Genomic DNA, 14906 nt, shown 5'->3' on the forward strand with positions numbered 1-14906 from the left:
GAACAGGGGGCTTTCGGAGGGGTGCTACAAGTGGTGCTCTAAACACGACAGCTGCAACCTGAAAGTCGCCAGCCAGTCAATAGAAGCTTTAGAAAGCAGAAAGAGGTTGAAGTGATGGCAACAGATCCGGTATGCGGGATGAACGTTGAAGAAGGCAGCACTAGCCTGGTCAGCGAGCAGGGAGGCAAGAAATACTACTTTTGCAGCGCCACGTGCAAGCTCCAGTTCGACAAGCCCGAACTTGAGATGAGGGTGCTGAAACGGGCACTCATCGTGGCATGGCCGTTGACCGTAACAGTGTCAATACTCACATATGTTTTGCACCTGGGCTATGGCAACTATGCGATGCTTGTTCTGGCTAGCATAGTCCAGTTCTACTCGGGGCGAAGGTTCTACGCCGGAATAATCGATGCAATAAAGAACAAATCGGCAAACATGGATACTCTAATCGCGATAGGCACCTCAGCGGCTTGGGTGTACAGCACGGTTGTAGTGCTCTTCCCTGCAGTATTCCCAACGGGTGGGGTCTATTACGACACATCAACAATCATAATAGCCCTGATACTGACCGGAACGTACATGCAGAGGCTTGCAGAGTCAAGGGCATCAACCGCGGTTTCAGCACTCGTGACGCTGCAGCCTAAGGTCGCGCACTTGGTGAAAGGAAATGGTGTAACAGATGTTCCGATAGAGCAGATTAAGGAGGATGACATGCTCCTTGTCAAGCCTGGAGAGAAGATACCAACTGATTCCGTAGTTCAGGAAGGCGAAAGCTCTGTTGATGAATCCATGATAACCGGTGAAAGCATACCAGTCACGAAGAGGAAGGGAGACAAGGTGACTGGAGGGACCATGAATGCCACCAGCTCGCTTAGGATAAAGGCGGCCAAGGTAGGCGAAGATACCGCCCTGGCGCAGATAATAAAGATAGTCAGGGATGCAGCTTCGAGCAAGGTGCCCATACAGAAGCTTGCTGACAAAGTATCATCATATTTCGTTCCAGTAGTGGTGCTTATCGGTCTGGTAGCTGCGCTTGCATGGTATTTTGTTTGGGGAGTGGGGCTTAATGTTTCCATACTCATATTCGTCAGCGTGCTGATAATAGCATGCCCGTGCGCGCTTGGCATCGCGACTCCGGCGGCACTTCTTGTTTCTTCAGGAAAGGCAGCAAAGGAGGGCATACTGGTCAAGAGCGGAGAGAGCCTGCAGATGGCGAGCAAAGTCAATGCCATAGTGCTTGACAAGACTGGCACGCTGACAAAGGGGAAGCCAGAAGTTACTGACATAGTGCCACTTTCCAATTACAGCGAAAAGCAGGTGCTCGGTTTCGCTGCAGTAGCCGAGATAAATTCGGAGCACGTGCTAGGCAAGGCGATAGTTGCCAGGGCCAGCAATGAAAAGATAAAGGCAGAGTTCCCGAAGAAATTCAACTACAAACAAGGATTTGGAATAACTGCATTTGACAAGAATGGCAGGAAGATAATGATAGGCAACAGGGAGCTGTTCGGCAATGTCATTCCGAAAGAATCTGGAATGCAGCTCCAGAAACTGGAATCCGACGGGAAAACGACGCTGATAATAGCTGTTGATGACAAGATAATAGGGCTTATAGCTCTTGCTGACGTCCTGAAAGAAGACAGTAAGAAGGCGATCGAGGCACTGCAAGGTTCGGGAAAAGAAGTATGGCTTGTCACCGGGGACAATGAGCGTGTCGCAAATGCAGTTGCAAGGCAGCTGGGCATAACGGATGTTATAGCGCAGTCCAAACCTGAGCAGAAGATGGAAAAGATTGCTGCGTTGCAGAAATTAGGCAAGGTCGTGGCCATGGTCGGCGACGGCATAAACGATGCGCCAGCGCTTACAAAGGCCGACCTAGGCATAGCCATAGGCGCAGGGACTGAAGTTGCAGTACAGGCGGGCGGCATAATCCTAATAAGGAACAGCATTTATGATGCCTACATTGCATTGGAGCTTGGCAAGAAGACGATGTCAAAGATTAGGCAGAATCTCTTCTGGGCTTTCGGTTACAATGCAATACTAATACCGGTGGCTGCCGGAGCGCTTATACCGTTCTTTACAATAAGCGTCTACAGCTTCCTGCCTATTCTGGCGGCGTTTGCTATGGCTTTCAGCTCTGTTACAGTAGTTTCAAACTCCTTGTTACTCGGAAGGTTTAAGGTATAACAAAACCCAAAAGGAAGCACCACACACACCCAGACGTCACATCCACTACATTTAAATTGCTTGAAAGCAATATAGCCAGTATGGAGCAGTACGATAAAGAGTTTCTGGAATACATGAAGATCAAGTATAAGCTCACGCTAGGCGAAGCGACAAAAGGCACAGAACCACAGATAATAAAGTTTGCGCTTGCGTGGGACGTCTGGAAGCACGCGAAGAGCATTTATTCTAAGATGGGGCAGGATAGCATATACAGTTTCATGTCCAGGGACCATTTAAGGCTTGACTATATTTTTCAGGAGTTCAGGAAGTCAAAAAAGGCAGCAGAAGCCGAGCAGCTCTTCCTCGAGTTGAGGGCAGGCATAGAGCGCCACATAAAATGGGAGGAAGGCATATTGTTTCCGCTTTCCGAGAAGAAAATGGGAAATGGTTCGCTGATAACAGATGAGCTGATACTGCAGCATAACAGGATAAAAGATGATCTGAAAGGATTGGCAACTAGCTTAAAACTCAGAGATACTGGTCTTGAGGATGATTTGGAGCAACTGCTGGCAGCGCATGACAAGACAGAGGAAGAAGACTTGTATTTATGGATGGACAATAATGTCGATGATAAGGCAAGGAAGGATGCATTATCAAGGATGGCGTGATTTTCGCGTCATCTATAGACTATGCGCAACCTGTTAACCCTCGCACTTTTTGTAAGCTTATGGGGCTTTGAGTTTGTAGGACTGAAGATGTGCCGAACATCCACACCCTTAACTAGGAGCGCGTCCGCTATAAGCGACCTGTGGCATCTCCACGGCACCGCCTCTGCGCACATTATGACTGTCTGTCTCTTCTTCGCTAGGCCTATGAGCTTGATTAGGTTTTTTCTGAACTCGCTGGTCTGCATATAGTCCGCGAAGCCCCTGAACGATGCATTGTGCCAGTACGTATTGATTGAGTCCTTCGATGGGTGTCTAAGACCTCCAAGGCCTTTCATGTGAATGTAGTGCATGTGGTGCCTTTTCAGGCTAGCAGCGAGTCTTCTCTCATTGAACTGTGGATTGGCTCTGGACTTTGGTATGGTACGTATATCGACAAGTTCCTTTATCCCGTATGCATCCAGCAGTCTCATTAATTCACTAAGCTTGCGTGTCGAATGCCCTACTGTAAAAACGACCGGCTTATTTTTAGCCATGCCTTGCCACCCTATCTATCCCTCTCAGCTCTTTTATCCTGACGACCGCCCTGCCCCTTATCGGGAAATGCATCACATATGCTCTTGAATTGTGAATGTTCTCCTGCCAACCGAACTTGAAGCCGTCACTACCTTTGAATTTCGAATAAGTAATCTTTCCTATAAAGCAGACGACCTTTGGATTATTCACTGAGATAAAGTGCAGAACCCTTTTCCTACCTGCCTCTTCTTCGCCACGCCTCAATTGCGATACGTTGCGCGAAGGCCTGGTCACTATGTTCGTGAAATTTAGATTGTATACTGGCAGAAACTTGCCTGTATATATCTGCTTCAGGCTTCTGTCATCTCTCAGCTGTGCGATATCCTCATGTATTATGCCGGAACGATTCAGCAGGTACCAGAACATCTTGTTATTCGAGAAAGGTACGCCGCGGCTATAGGATCCGTAATGCGGGTTTATGCCAACGAACAGTATCTTTGCGTTCTTTGATAATACGTATCTTATCACGCAATCGCCAGGAATCCCTTTTGCATATCCGAAGCAATGTATAAACTTGCTATATGCACAAATTTGATATTGCTGTACACCCTAATGCCTCGACCCATAGGGCTTTCAGTTTGCAGGCAGGTACAGCGCACAATATGTTTGCAGCGTGCCGCAAGACTCACAATTTAATACCTTTTCGGCGATAGTAACATATTCTACGGGCCTGTAACTCAGCTTGGCTAGAGTGGGAGGCTTTTAACCTCTCGGTCGAGGGTCCAAATCCCTCCAGGCCCGCTTATACTTGCGGGAAGAGCGGCGCTTTTCACTTTTCGGATTTCTTTTTGCCCCTGCCGCTTTCCTTGGGCTTCATCGCGGGAAACGCGATTATCTCCTTTATCGATGTGTTGTCAGTCAGTATCATGGCCGGCCTGTCGATCGATATGCCTATGCCTGCCATGGGCGGCATGCCGTACTCGACCGCCTCTATGAAATCCTCGTCGCTTGGTGGAGCCTCGTCGTCGCCCTTTTTGCGCTCCGCTTCCTGCTCCTCAAACTTCTTGCGCTGCTCTATCGGATCGGTGAGCTCGGAGTAGCAGTTTGCCACCTCCTTTCCTGTAATGTAGAGCTCAAACCTTTCGCTGAGCTTCGGATTGCCGCGCTTGTCCTTCGTGAGCGGGCACATGTAGGCCGGGAAATCGAGCACGAAGGCCGGGTCAGATATGCTTGGCTTGACGTATTTGTCGAATAGCGCATCAGCGACGTGGTACGCGTTCTTTATCGATATCTCAAGCCCCTCCTTCTTGGCCACTGCCGGCGCCTCCTTGTCGGTAAGAGTCGAGACGTCTATGCCTGCTTTTCTTTTTATCTCGTCAACCCAATGGATCTTCCTGAAGGGCGGTGTGAAGTCGATGCTCTTGCCCTGATACGCTATCTTGTAGGAGTCGAACAGCTCCTTGACGAGCCCTGACATGAGCTCTTCCGTCATAACCATGAAGTCGTTGTAGTCCTTGTAAGCCTCATAGAGCTCGACTTGCGTGAACTCAGGATTATGCAGCGAGTCTATGTCCTCGTTCCTGAAGTCCTTCGACACCTCATAGACCTTCTCGAAGCCGCCTATGACCAGGCGCTTGAGGTACAGCTCGTCTGCTATCCTAAGATACACATCGGTATTCAGCGCCTCGTACCTTGTCTTGAATGGTTTCGCCTGCCCGCCGCCGTATACCGGCTGCAGAACAGGAGTCTCGAACTCCACATAGCCTCGCTTGTCGAGGAAGTCCCTTATGTATTTGAGAATCCTTGCGCGTGCCACGAAGAAGTTGCGCACCTCCGGATTGGCTATAAGATCGAGGTACCGCTTCCTGTAGCGCAGTTCGGTGTCGTTGAGCCCGTGGAATTTCTCCGGAAGCTGCCTCAACGATTTGCTTAGCATGGTTATGCGCAGCGCCTCGAGGCTTATCTCGCCGCGCTTGCTCTTGCCTACAGTGCCCTCTACCCCTATAATGTCTCCAATGTCTATGAGCTCCAGAAGCTGCATGGCTCCCTTTTCGGTTGAATCTGCAGACGCGATAACCTGCAGCTTGCCGCTCTGGTCAAGCATGTCGAGGAAGTAGAGCTTGCCCATGTGGCGCATTCCGGTTACCCTGCCAGCTATCGTTGCGCCCTTTCCTTTCAGGGACTCGAAGCCGTTCCGTATGTCTGCATTCATCATGGTGCGCTTGAACGAATACGGGTATGGGTCTATGCCCATCGTGCGCAGCCTTTTCAGCTTCTCAAGCTTGAAATCGTCTGTCATGATGCCCCTCACCAAATAGTTTCTATGCGCCCCTTTTAATGCTTTTAGTTAAATGCCGGGCCATTGCGGCGCACTGCCGCGCTGCCGCAATGTATTTATATGTTTGAGAGGAATTAAGCAGGCGAAACGCCCGAGTGAAACTCGGATTTTCGGCGTGGACCAACGTACAAACGTTTTAATAGAGTGCGCATCACATATTATGTCGTGCCAGGGTGGCGGAAACCGGTAACGCGTACGCCTGGAAATCAGTGCACTCGCAAGCGTATGGCTCTCACGGGCCATCTGGGTTCAAAAGCTCACGCTGAATATCCCAGCCCTGGCGTTTTGGTGCTAATATGGCAGACGAGAAGGAGCAGGCCAAGCCTGATGTGCAGGCCAAGCCCCAGAGGAAGGATGAGCGGCGCGGCGCCACGTCGATAGTCAGGATAGCGGGCAAGGACGTCGACGGTTCGCTGAGCATCACGAGAGCGCTGCGCGAGATAAAGGGCATAAGCTTCAGCATGGCCCAGGCCATGAGCTCGATGGCCCAGGAGAAGCTCGGCATAAATGCATCGACCGCAATCGGCTCGCTCAGCGAAGAGCAAACTGCGAAGCTCGAAGCGCTCATCAAGGAGCCAGCCAAGGCGGGCGTGCCAAAGTTCCTGCTCAACAGGCGAAAGGACTTCGAGACGGGCGAGGACATGCACACAGTAGGCAACGATCTCATATTTTCTACCAGGCAGGACGTGAGCCGCGACATAACCATAAAGGCATGGAGGGGCATGCGCCACCAGTACGGCCAGAAGGTAAGGGGCCAGCACACGAGGAGCACAGGCAGGACCGGCGCTACGGTTGGAGTGGTAAAGAAGGCAGTGCTGCAGAAACCGGGAGCGGCAGGAGCTCCGGGCGCACCAGGTGTGCCCGGCGCAGCAGGTGCCCAGCCGGCCCAAAGCGCCTCAGCTGCGCCAGCAGCAAAAGCCCAAGCGGCAGGCGCGTCAACAGCCAAGAAGGAGGAAAAAACAGAGAAGAAGGAATGATTGAATGGGGGCACCAAAACGCAACAGGCGCACTTTCGACAAGCCCAAGGACATTTGGAACCTTGCCAGGATAAACGCGGACAACGCCCTCATAAAAGAGTTCGGCCTCAAGAACATGAGCGAGCTATGGAAGGCGCAGTACGAGCTGAGCAGGCTCAGGGGCAACGTAAGGGGCCTGCTCGCAGGGACCGGCACCGCAGACGTGGAGAAGCGCATCCTTGGCAGGCTGGTGCGTCTCGGCATAGTGCAGGATGGCGCAACATTGGAGAAGCTGCTCGACCTCAACGAGCAGGCGTTCCTCTCTAGGCGCCTGCAGACGATAGTGTTCAAGAAGGGCCTTGCAAGGAGCGTGCGCCAGGCGAGGCAGCTCATAACGCACGGCTTCATAGCGATAAACGGCCACAAGGTAGACAGGCCTGGATACATGGTTCGCGCAGACGAGGAGCAGGGCATCGGCTACTTCAAGCACATAGAGATCGCGCCTGTAGTCGCGTCGCAGCGCCAGGCAGAGACTCCTACGCAGCCAGCCGAGCCGTCGGCAGGGAATGAGCCTGCGCCGGTGTCGGCAGCAGAGCCGGCTGTGGCTCAGGCACAGTAACGAAATGGTGTTTTGCAATGGCAAAGAAGGCAACCACGAAAAAGGTCGCGCAGCCGAGCGCAGCTCCGCAGGTGAAGAAGCCGAAGGCCGAGGTCTCATACGAGGCCAAGGCGATGGAAGAGTCGAAGATGAAGCCAAGGCCGGAGCGCTGGGCCGTTGCCCATGTTTATTCATCGAAGAACGACACCATAATAACGCTTACCGACCTGAGCGGCGCCGAGACATTCGCGGTAGGGAGCGGTGGAATGATAGTCAACGCAGATTCGCAGGAGGGCTCGCCTTACGCAGCGATGCAGGCGGCATACAAGGTGGCTACTACAGCTAAGGAGAAGGGCATTACCAACATAAACATAGAGATACGGGCACCTGGCGGTCACAACTCCAAGACTCCTGGCCCAGGCGCGCAGGCTGTCGTCAGGGTGCTGGCAAGGAGCGGCCTCCGCGTAAACAGGATAGAAGACGTCACGCCCATACCGACCGACACGACAAGGAGGCCGGGCGGCAAGCGCGGAAGGAGGGTATGAAGCTGCCCGCAATGCATGCGTGATCGAGTGTACTCTGGCGCATACCAGATACTTTTCAGCGTTTTCCTATACCCTATAATCTACATTTTCCCGGCATACGCAGCGAACGGCGCACCAGTGCTGTTCGGCGGTGGCAAGCCCTTGGATCTCGGCCGTACATTCATGGGCAAGCGCATCTTCGGCCCCAACAAAACCATAAGGGGCACCCTGTCCAGCATCGCTGTCGGGATAGTTGTGGGCGCCATCGAGTACCCGTTCCTGCACTACATGCTTCCTATATCGGTGCTGCTGGCGCTCGGCGCCAACGCCGGCGACCTGCTCGGCAGCTTCGTCAAGCGCAGGCTCAACCTCAAGTCGGGAGCCGGCGCCCCTGTCCTTGACCAGTATGGTTTCTTCGTGTTTGCGCTGCTGTTCGCCTTCTGGCTGGGCCACCTGCCAGGTCTCTACGGATTGCTCTTCTTGGTGGCGCTCACCGGTTTCCTCCACATAGCGACCAACATGGGCGCGTACGCGCTCAAGCTGAAGCGCGTTCCGTGGTGATTGTGCGGGCATACTCGCTGACATAACCTCCATGTTCCTAGGCAGGGTGATCGCGCAAGCCAAAGATGGCGGCGACACGCTGACCGTTAGGGAGCGCGGCAGAGAGAGGGTATTCTTGTGCAATGACGTAGTACTCTCCAGATTGCGTTTAGATACGATCTACACAGGCAGCTACTGGGACTATTTCCTGCCACTGCCATCTCTTTACAGCAACCCACGCATCCTGGTCATAGGGCTCGGCGGTGGCACGATACCTTTCCAGATGGAAAGCATTTATCGAAACGCCCGCATCGACGTGGCGGAGCTGAGCGGCAAGGTCGCGGAGCTTTCTGCTTCATTCTTGCCGAAGAAGCTGAAGGCGCGCGTCATGATAGGGGACGGCGCAGATATTGTCAGGGGCTCGAAAGTCAACACCTACGATATAATAATAGTCGACCCATACCGGACCTATGGCCTGCCTGAGAAGTTCTCCAGCGACGAGTTCATCGGCAATTCGCTGCATGCACTTTCCGATGACGGCATACTGACGTTCAATTACATACTGAGCCCGGAAAACGTCACAGCTTTCCAGAGGCGCATCCCTACGCTAAAGCAGAACTTCAGCATGTACCTGTTCGGCGCTCCCCGCTTCTCCGGAAACCGAATACTTATATGCTCGCGTAAGCTAAAAGGCGCGGAGATAGCGAAGCGCACGTCAGAAAACTTCCCTGACAAGAAGAGAGGCAGGCACGTGCTTGACGAATACTTCTTGATGCAGCCATTTCCTGGAATGCATTAACTTTGCATAGTGGGAAATCCCACACCCTTCAGGGGTGGGATGAAAGCGAATAGAGAGGGTATATAAAAACGAATGCCGACATAAATAATATGGAAGTCACAAGGGCGTACAAATTCAGGATCTACCCTAACGATAAATGCCAGAATGCGATAGAAAACCAGCTTGCATTGTCAAAAGACTTCTACAACAAACTCCTCGAAAAGGCAAAAGATGCATACGAAAAAGACAAGTCCTTCAAAATAAAAAGAAGCACATTCAACAGAATAAAGAAAGGGATAATTGCAGAAAACAAGGACTTCCTAAAGATATACTCGCAGACGAGATGCGAAATAGAGGATAGGGTCATAAAGGCCTATGCAAACTTCTTCAGAAGAGTGAAGGAGAAGAAATCAGGTAAGAAAGTAAAGGTTGGATTTCCGCGTTTCAAATCGATAGACAGATATTACAGCATTGTCTATCCCCAGGACAATGGCTCTTTTTCAATAGAGAAGGAAAGGAAAAAAGAGATGCTCAGGGTTTCAAGGATAGGCAGAGTCCAGATAGAACAGCACAGGAATATCGTAGGCAACATAAAGACGATGACAATAAAGAAAGATGGCAATGAATACTATGCAATCTTCACCGCAGAACAGATAATCAATCCTCCAAAGATAGAAGACACAAATCCTGTCGGCATAGATATGGGACTCAACAACTTCATTGCGCTGTCGGATGGCAATATGATACAAAAGCCAAAGTTCTTCAAACAGAAGGAAAAGAAAATTGCGAAATGGCAGAAGATTGTTGCAAGAAGGAGCAAAGGCTCAAAGAGAAGGCAGAATGCAAAGGAGAAACTTCAAAGTGCATGGAATGGGGTAACAAGGGCATCAGACGACTTCATGCACAAACTTTCCAACAGATTAGTGCATGAGGGATATACATCATTCGCAGTAGAGGCACTTCACATAGACAACATGGTAAAGAACCATCGTCTTGCCCAGTCAATACAAAATGCCTCATGGAATAGGTTCATTCAGATGCTTTCATACAAGGCTGAAAGTGCTGGTATGAAAGTAATAAAGGTATATGCAAGGAATACATCAAAGGAATGCAGCAACTGCGGCAACATAATGGAAATGCCGCTGTCGCAGAGAACATACGTCTGCAACAGATGCGGCATGCAGATGGACAGGGACATAAATGCCGCAATAAACATACTTACAAAAGCTACCCTCGGACAGAGGGAAAGTAACGCTCAGGGAGATATTTGCCTCTACGATGTAAAGGGCATCGCAAGCAGTGTCGAGGAACTGAGAACCGGTAAAACACATCCTTTGCAGGATGCAGTGATTGCATGACGCAGAGGAAGCCCACACCGTTTACGGGTGGGAGGATGTCACGCTTCACAGCATGTGCAGGAAGCCCAGTATGACAAGCGCCACCATCACTATTATGTACGCCCTGAGGAAGAGGAATGCCGCCTTCGTCCAGGTCTTCATCCTGGCCCTTGGCACGTGTATCTTTGAGTAGTCCTTAATTCGCTCCCTTTTCAGGAAGGCATCCCAGTCATTCTCGTTCTTTATGAAGCTATAGCGCTCGTTGTTGTTCAATTCAACCACCAAAAACATGAGGGAAAACCAGCGAGATGCCGTAGAGGCTGCTCATCACTACGAGCACTACCATTATGGTTATTATCGCAGCGTTCTCCCATTTTTTGTTCGCGTACTTGCCCATTATTTTCTTGTCGTTGACAAGGAGCAGCAGGAACAGCAGGGCAGCCGGCATGAATATCGATGCGATTACCTGCACCGTTATGTTGAGGAAGCTGAGCGGAAGGTGCGGTATAAGCACTATGGCTGCCGCTATGAACATGCTTGCAAGGCCGGGCAGGTAGAACTTCCTGCCCTGCCTGAACGGCAGGTTTATGCTCTTCGGCCACCCGAAGGCTTCGCCCACCGCCCAGGACGTGCTGGCCGTGAGCGCAATCGAGGCTATGAGCCCGGCATCGATAAGGCCGAGCGCGAATAGCTTCACCGCCAGCATGCCGATCTTGCTCGCGACAGTGCTGAGTATGTTGGTAAGGTCGTATGTTGCGGTGGTGACTGTTGCCGCAATGCCCGGCTTGAACACCAACGTGCCCGTGAATACTATTATCGATACCGCTACTGCGCTCATCACTATCGCGCCTATGAGCGTGTCGCGCCTGCCTCCCTTAAGGTCTTTCGGCACGGTGCCTTTGTCGACTTCGGAGCTCTGCTGGAAGAACAGCATCCACGGCGCTATGGTCGTGCCCATGTTGGCAAGCAGCACGTATACGAACAGAGGCCTGAAGCCGCCGTTTATGCTCCATGTGACGAACGTGCTCGCCACGAGCGACCAGTCAGGATGCGCAAAAAGCACAAGAGGTATGAATATTAGGTTAAAGAATGCCACAATGAGGCTGGCTCTCTCCCAGGTATGGTACCGCATCGTCAGCGTTATGGTTGTCACGAAGGCAATCCCGACCAATACAGCAACGGCAGGCTGCACCCCAAATATGCCCAGGCCGAACGTGATGCCTATGAACTCGGTCACGAGCGTGAGGGAGTTAGCGATAAGGAGGTCGCCGAGCGAGAACGCCCCCCAGAACGAGCCGTACCTCTTCCATATCATCTCCGCGTGGCCCCGCCTTGTCACGGCAGCCATCCTGACCGTCATCTCCTGGACCATGTATGCTACCGGTATCATGAGCACAAGGAGCGGCACGAAGAAGCCTATGCCGAATATGGAGCCGCTCTGCGCATATGTTATGACGCCGCCGGCATCGTTATCAGCTATCATGACGAGTATGCCCGGGCCAAGGAGCGCAAGGAAGAGGAGGAATCTGGTCCATGTCCCGCGGCTGCGCCTAAGCCTTGTTACCTCAAGCCTGTCGATGGCCCTCCGCCTGAGGTCCACCGGCAACCCATTTAGCTTCTCGTCAATGTCGAACTGGCCCCCAGACATGATTACAGAGCGAACGTAAACAATTTATAGATGCGCACGCAAGCGCAACTGATGGACGATTACGAGATAATCGAGACGCACAGGGTGCCCGGGCAGGAGCATGCGCAGGAATCGTTCGTGGCAAATGCAATGAACTTCAGAGTGCCGACGCACGCCATAATGCTCGTGTCGGTCGAGCTGAAGGCCAACGATATCGTGCAGGTGGGCGAAAAGCGCGTCTACATGTATGGCAAGGACATCGGCGAGATAAAGAAGCTGGAATCAGGCACCGGCATAAAGATAGACACTAGCTACAGCATAAAGTACACCGGCGGCTATTCACGCGACGGCTCAACCATATACATAGACTCGAACTTCCCGAAGACGATAGATGTTGATGGGAAAAAAGTAGACGCGCTCGAGAGCATAGGCAGGCACCACGAACTAACAGAGAAGTGGTTCGTGGACAGCGCCTACGACTACCAATACGCGCACGAGATAGCGAACAGGAGCGAGCGCGCTTACGTCGAGTCTCTTGGCGTGTCGTGGGACGCATACAGCCGGGAGGTGAACAGGCACCTCTCGCTCGTGAGCTCGGCGAAGCTAGCGCGCAGCCCGAAGGACCTCGATACCGTGCCATATATAGCGTCTGACGACACGGCCACGCTGAAGGAGATCAGGGACAGCATGGAGCCGTGAGCGCGGCCATGCGCGGAAGGCTTGAGAAAGCTTTTAATATCTTAATGGACAAAACAATGCTGTACAACGAACAGGTGCTTGTTATAAAGATAAAAGACATAAGGGCTCTGCCCACCACCACTCTGAAATCAAGGCTTGATGAACTCTCTCTTGAGCTAGCGATCGAGAAGAGGAAGGTCGCCTCAACGGGAGTTTCGAGCAAGGTGGTCAAGACCCGCGAGCTGAAGAAGACAATCGCAAGGATAAATACCATCCTTAAAGAGAGAGGTGCGCCTCAGTAATGACCGACATATGCCCAAAGTGCGGACTTCCCAAGGAGCTTTGCGTATGCGACGTCCTTGACAAGGAGGTGGAGGGCAAGATAAAGGTCTACCTGAAGAAGGCCAAGTTCGATAAGATCATGACGATAGTTGAGGGGATCAACCCCGATGAAGTGGAAGACACCACGAAAGACCTCAAGCGCTCTCTCGCGTGCGGCGGTACGTCAAAGGACGGCATGATAGAGCTCCAGGGCAACCATAAGGGCAAGGTCAAGAACGTGCTCATAGGCCTCGGCTACAAGGAGGGCAACATAGACATCGCATGACTATATCCTGACCACTTTCTTTCCTGATTTCTGGGGGATTATCTTCATGTGCGCGCCGGGGAAGCTCCTGGCCAGCTCTTTGCCTTTGCCAAGCCTGTCAAGGAATATCGCGAGAGCCGCGACCTCGGAGTGCGGCTGGTTGCCTATTGCTATGTTGTAAGTCGCGTTGCGGTAATACCATGGCTCCACCTTCTCCGCCCCGACAACCACAAGCAGCGGCTTTCTCGGCGGCATCTTGGGCGCATCTTTTATGTTGATTCCGTACATCGTAAGATGCGCCACAGCACCGCCAGCACGCTTCCATCTCCTAACATACGCTTTGCCGTCTTTCGCGCTCTCCAGGGCGAAGCCCCTGCCGCCCCACCTCTCAAGGACCCCGCGCACAGCCGCGAGCACATGGCTGTCGTCGCCCTCAAGAACGAAGCCGTTCGCTCCGAATGCCCGCGCCACCAGCCCGACGTGCGTCGTTACGCGCTTGTCTCGCTCCGGCCTGTGGCCGATCCTGAGCACGTATACCTTCCCCATAGTGCATCGGTTACTAATCGCATCGGCGCCTTTTAATATGTTCCACGCGAATCGTATTGTCATATCGGCGGTATTATGGCAGTGCTCGGAATAGAGAGCAGCGCGCACACCTTCGGCGCAGGGGTAGTCGAAAACGGAGCCGTGCTCTCGAATGCCAAGGCCATGTACAACATAACGAGCGCAGGAATGATACCCTCTAGGGCGGCGGAGCTCCATTCCAGGAACGCGGCCAAGACTGTGCGCTCGGCAATGAGGCAGGCCGGGTTGGGCTTCGACGATATAAATGCCATAGGCTACACGCGCGGCCCAGGCATAGGCCACTGCCTGCGCGTAGGCATGCTCGCCGCAAAGACTCTTTCAAGCGCTCTCGGCGTGCCTCTCTATCCTATCAACCATGCGCTGGCGCACATAGAGGTGACGCGCCATCTCTCGGGCTTCAAGGATCCGCTTGCGCTTTACGTCAGCGGAGGCAACTCCCAGATCCTTGGCATGGCCAACGACCCCTTCAGGCATTACAGCGTGTACGGAGAGACGTTCGACATAGGCGTCGGCAACATGCTCGACAATTTCGCGAGGGCGGCGCACCTCAACCCCTCATGGGGATCCAGCGTGGCCAAGCTGGCCGAGGGCGGGCATTACATACGCATGCCTTACACCGTCAAGGGCATGGATTTCACGTTCACCGGACTGCTGACCAGCGCCGTGAAGATGCTTGCAGGGCACAAGCACAGCGATGTCGCGTTCTCCCTCCAGGAGACTGCATTCGCCATGCTTGTCGAGGCGACTGAGCGCGCGATGCTCCTGACCCGCAGGCGCAGCGTAATAGCGTGCGGCGGAGTGGCGCAGAGCGTGCGCCTCACATCGATGCTGCGCGCCATGGTGGCGCAGCATAAGTCTGAATTCTTCGTGGCCCCGAACGAATACAATGCAGACAACGGCGCCATGATTGCGCTTGTGGCCGAGAAGATGCACAAGGCCCATGCGATTGTTCATGCGCGGGAGCTCAACATAATGCAGAGGTTCAGGGTGGACTCTGCGAGGGTGTGGTGGTAAG

Annotated in this window: 18 protein-coding genes and 2 tRNA genes; 14 read left to right on the plus strand and 6 right to left on the minus strand. The window is 52.7% G+C overall.

Annotated features, from left to right (window positions below; all coding sequences use genetic code 11):
- Positions 1-114 precede the first annotated feature (114 nt).
- Together cadA and M1158_03625 are read left to right on the plus strand one after the other, a co-directional pair.
- Positions 115-2184 (plus strand): cadmium-translocating P-type ATPase, encoded by a 2070-nt coding sequence (gene cadA, locus M1158_03620; GenBank protein ID MCL5100176.1) that lies wholly within the window; start codon positions 115-117, stop codon positions 2182-2184.
- Between the two features lie 80 nt (positions 2185-2264).
- Positions 2265-2831: a hemerythrin domain-containing protein gene (locus M1158_03625; GenBank protein ID MCL5100177.1), complete on the plus strand. Its 567-nt coding sequence runs from the start codon at positions 2265-2267 to the stop codon at positions 2829-2831.
- 8 nt (positions 2832-2839) lie between these two features.
- Here M1158_03625 and M1158_03630 read toward each other — a convergent pair whose 3' ends face one another.
- Both M1158_03630 and M1158_03635 read right to left on the minus strand, forming a co-directional pair.
- Positions 2840-3364, minus strand: a complete 525-nt coding sequence (locus tag M1158_03630) for a DUF488 domain-containing protein (protein MCL5100178.1) — start codon at positions 3362-3364, stop codon at positions 2840-2842.
- Positions 3357-3872 carry a hypothetical protein gene (locus M1158_03635; protein MCL5100179.1) on the minus strand — a complete coding sequence of 172 codons (516 nt, stop codon included), beginning with the start codon at positions 3870-3872 and terminating at the stop codon, positions 3357-3359. The genes M1158_03630 and M1158_03635 overlap by 8 nt, the downstream gene beginning before the upstream one ends.
- 198 nt (positions 3873-4070) lie before the next feature.
- On the opposite strand from M1158_03635, the gene M1158_03640 reads away from it, so the two are divergent.
- Positions 4071-4145 (plus strand) — tRNA-Lys (locus M1158_03640).
- A 28-nt stretch (positions 4146-4173) separates the two neighbouring features.
- Here the strand turns inward: M1158_03640 and lysS are convergent.
- On the minus strand, positions 4174-5643 hold the full coding sequence (gene lysS, locus M1158_03645; protein ID MCL5100180.1) for a lysine--tRNA ligase: 1470 nt from the start codon (positions 5641-5643) through the stop codon (positions 4174-4176).
- 206 nt (positions 5644-5849) lie between these two features.
- Between lysS and M1158_03650 the strand changes: the two genes are divergently transcribed.
- The 7 genes from M1158_03650 to M1158_03680 all read left to right on the plus strand — a co-directional run bounded on the left by M1158_03650 (position 5850) and on the right by M1158_03680 (position 10436).
- Positions 5850-5965: transfer RNA gene (locus M1158_03650), tRNA-Ser, on the plus strand.
- A gap of 13 nt (positions 5966-5978) precedes the next feature.
- Positions 5979-6659: a 30S ribosomal protein S13 gene (locus tag M1158_03655; protein MCL5100181.1), complete on the plus strand. Its 681-nt coding sequence runs from the start codon at positions 5979-5981 to the stop codon at positions 6657-6659.
- A 4-nt stretch (positions 6660-6663) separates the two neighbouring features.
- Entirely contained in the window at positions 6664-7257 is a 594-nt protein-coding gene (locus tag M1158_03660) for a 30S ribosomal protein S4 (GenBank protein ID MCL5100182.1), read from the plus strand.
- 113 nt (positions 7258-7370) lie between these two features.
- The gene (locus tag M1158_03665; protein ID MCL5100183.1) at positions 7371-7781 is read left to right on the plus strand and encodes a 30S ribosomal protein S11; all 411 of its coding nucleotides are present in this window, start codon (positions 7371-7373) and stop codon (positions 7779-7781) included.
- 27 nt (positions 7782-7808) lie between these two features.
- Positions 7809-8321 carry a CDP-2,3-bis-(O-geranylgeranyl)-sn-glycerol synthase gene (locus M1158_03670; GenBank protein ID MCL5100184.1) on the plus strand — a complete coding sequence of 171 codons (513 nt, stop codon included), beginning with the start codon at positions 7809-7811 and terminating at the stop codon, positions 8319-8321.
- 31 nt (positions 8322-8352) lie between these two features.
- The gene (locus M1158_03675; GenBank protein ID MCL5100185.1) at positions 8353-9099 is read left to right on the plus strand and encodes a fused MFS/spermidine synthase; all 747 of its coding nucleotides are present in this window, start codon (positions 8353-8355) and stop codon (positions 9097-9099) included.
- Between the two features lie 89 nt (positions 9100-9188).
- Positions 9189-10436, plus strand: a complete 1248-nt coding sequence (locus M1158_03680) for a transposase (protein ID MCL5100186.1) — start codon at positions 9189-9191, stop codon at positions 10434-10436.
- A 45-nt stretch (positions 10437-10481) separates the two neighbouring features.
- On the opposite strand, the gene M1158_03685 is transcribed toward M1158_03680, so the two are convergent.
- Positions 10482-10688, minus strand: coding sequence for a hypothetical protein (locus M1158_03685; GenBank protein ID MCL5100187.1), 207 nt, complete (start codon positions 10686-10688; stop codon positions 10482-10484).
- A 1-nt stretch (position 10689) separates the two neighbouring features.
- Complete coding sequence (locus M1158_03690; GenBank protein ID MCL5100188.1) at positions 10690-12063, minus strand: divalent metal cation transporter; 1374 nt, start codon at positions 12061-12063, stop codon at positions 10690-10692.
- 51 nt (positions 12064-12114) lie between these two features.
- Between M1158_03690 and M1158_03695 the strand changes: the two genes are divergently transcribed.
- Genes M1158_03695 through yciH form a run of 3 tightly spaced genes read left to right on the plus strand, consistent with a single transcriptional unit; the run spans position 12115 to position 13327 of the window.
- Positions 12115-12741: a hypothetical protein gene (locus M1158_03695; protein ID MCL5100189.1), complete on the plus strand. Its 627-nt coding sequence runs from the start codon at positions 12115-12117 to the stop codon at positions 12739-12741.
- Between the two features lie 44 nt (positions 12742-12785).
- Complete coding sequence (rpmC, locus tag M1158_03700) at positions 12786-13022, plus strand: 50S ribosomal protein L29 (protein MCL5100190.1); 237 nt, start codon at positions 12786-12788, stop codon at positions 13020-13022.
- A complete protein-coding gene (gene yciH / locus M1158_03705; GenBank protein MCL5100191.1) occupies positions 13022-13327 on the plus strand; it encodes a stress response translation initiation inhibitor YciH in 306 nt (101 codons plus the stop codon). Before rpmC ends, yciH begins: the two co-directional genes overlap by 1 nt.
- Here yciH and M1158_03710 read toward each other — a convergent pair whose 3' ends face one another.
- A complete protein-coding gene (locus M1158_03710; protein ID MCL5100192.1) occupies positions 13328-13852 on the minus strand; it encodes a tRNA methyltransferase in 525 nt (174 codons plus the stop codon).
- A 75-nt stretch (positions 13853-13927) separates the two neighbouring features.
- Between M1158_03710 and tsaD the strand changes: the two genes are divergently transcribed.
- A complete protein-coding gene (gene tsaD / locus M1158_03715; GenBank protein ID MCL5100193.1) occupies positions 13928-14905 on the plus strand; it encodes a tRNA (adenosine(37)-N6)-threonylcarbamoyltransferase complex transferase subunit TsaD in 978 nt (325 codons plus the stop codon).
- The last annotated feature ends 1 nt before the right edge of the window (position 14906 follow it).

Source organism: Candidatus Marsarchaeota archaeon (assembly GCA_023473665.1).
In the GTDB taxonomy this organism is placed as follows: Archaea; Micrarchaeota; Micrarchaeia; order Micrarchaeales; family Micrarchaeaceae; genus JAMCYM01.

Bases quoted from the DNA above. Each gene is read 5' to 3' on its own strand.
- cadA (MCL5100176.1), top strand. From the start codon at position 115: ATGGCAACAGATCCGGTATGCGGGATGAACGTTGAAGAAGGCAGCACT.
- M1158_03625 (MCL5100177.1), top strand. From the start codon at position 2,265: ATGGAGCAGTACGATAAAGAGTTTCTGGAATACATGAAGATCAAGTAT.
- M1158_03630 (MCL5100178.1), bottom strand. From the start codon at position 3,364: ATGGCTAAAAATAAGCCGGTCGTTTTTACAGTAGGGCATTCGACACGC.
- lysS (MCL5100180.1), bottom strand. From the start codon at position 5,643: ATGACAGACGATTTCAAGCTTGAGAAGCTGAAAAGGCTGCGCACGATG.
- M1158_03655 (MCL5100181.1), top strand. From the start codon at position 5,979: ATGGCAGACGAGAAGGAGCAGGCCAAGCCTGATGTGCAGGCCAAGCCC.
- M1158_03660 (MCL5100182.1), top strand. From the start codon at position 6,664: ATGGGGGCACCAAAACGCAACAGGCGCACTTTCGACAAGCCCAAGGAC.
- M1158_03665 (MCL5100183.1), top strand. From the start codon at position 7,371: ATGGAAGAGTCGAAGATGAAGCCAAGGCCGGAGCGCTGGGCCGTTGCC.
- M1158_03675 (MCL5100185.1), top strand. From the start codon at position 8,353: ATGTTCCTAGGCAGGGTGATCGCGCAAGCCAAAGATGGCGGCGACACG.
- M1158_03680 (MCL5100186.1), top strand. From the start codon at position 9,189: ATGGAAGTCACAAGGGCGTACAAATTCAGGATCTACCCTAACGATAAA.
- M1158_03690 (MCL5100188.1), bottom strand. From the start codon at position 12,063: ATGTCTGGGGGCCAGTTCGACATTGACGAGAAGCTAAATGGGTTGCCG.
- M1158_03695 (MCL5100189.1), top strand. From the start codon at position 12,115: ATGGACGATTACGAGATAATCGAGACGCACAGGGTGCCCGGGCAGGAG.
- rpmC (MCL5100190.1), top strand. From the start codon at position 12,786: ATGGACAAAACAATGCTGTACAACGAACAGGTGCTTGTTATAAAGATA.
- yciH (MCL5100191.1), top strand. From the start codon at position 13,022: ATGACCGACATATGCCCAAAGTGCGGACTTCCCAAGGAGCTTTGCGTA.
- M1158_03710 (MCL5100192.1), bottom strand. From the start codon at position 13,852: ATGGGGAAGGTATACGTGCTCAGGATCGGCCACAGGCCGGAGCGAGAC.
- tsaD (MCL5100193.1), top strand. From the start codon at position 13,928: ATGGCAGTGCTCGGAATAGAGAGCAGCGCGCACACCTTCGGCGCAGGG.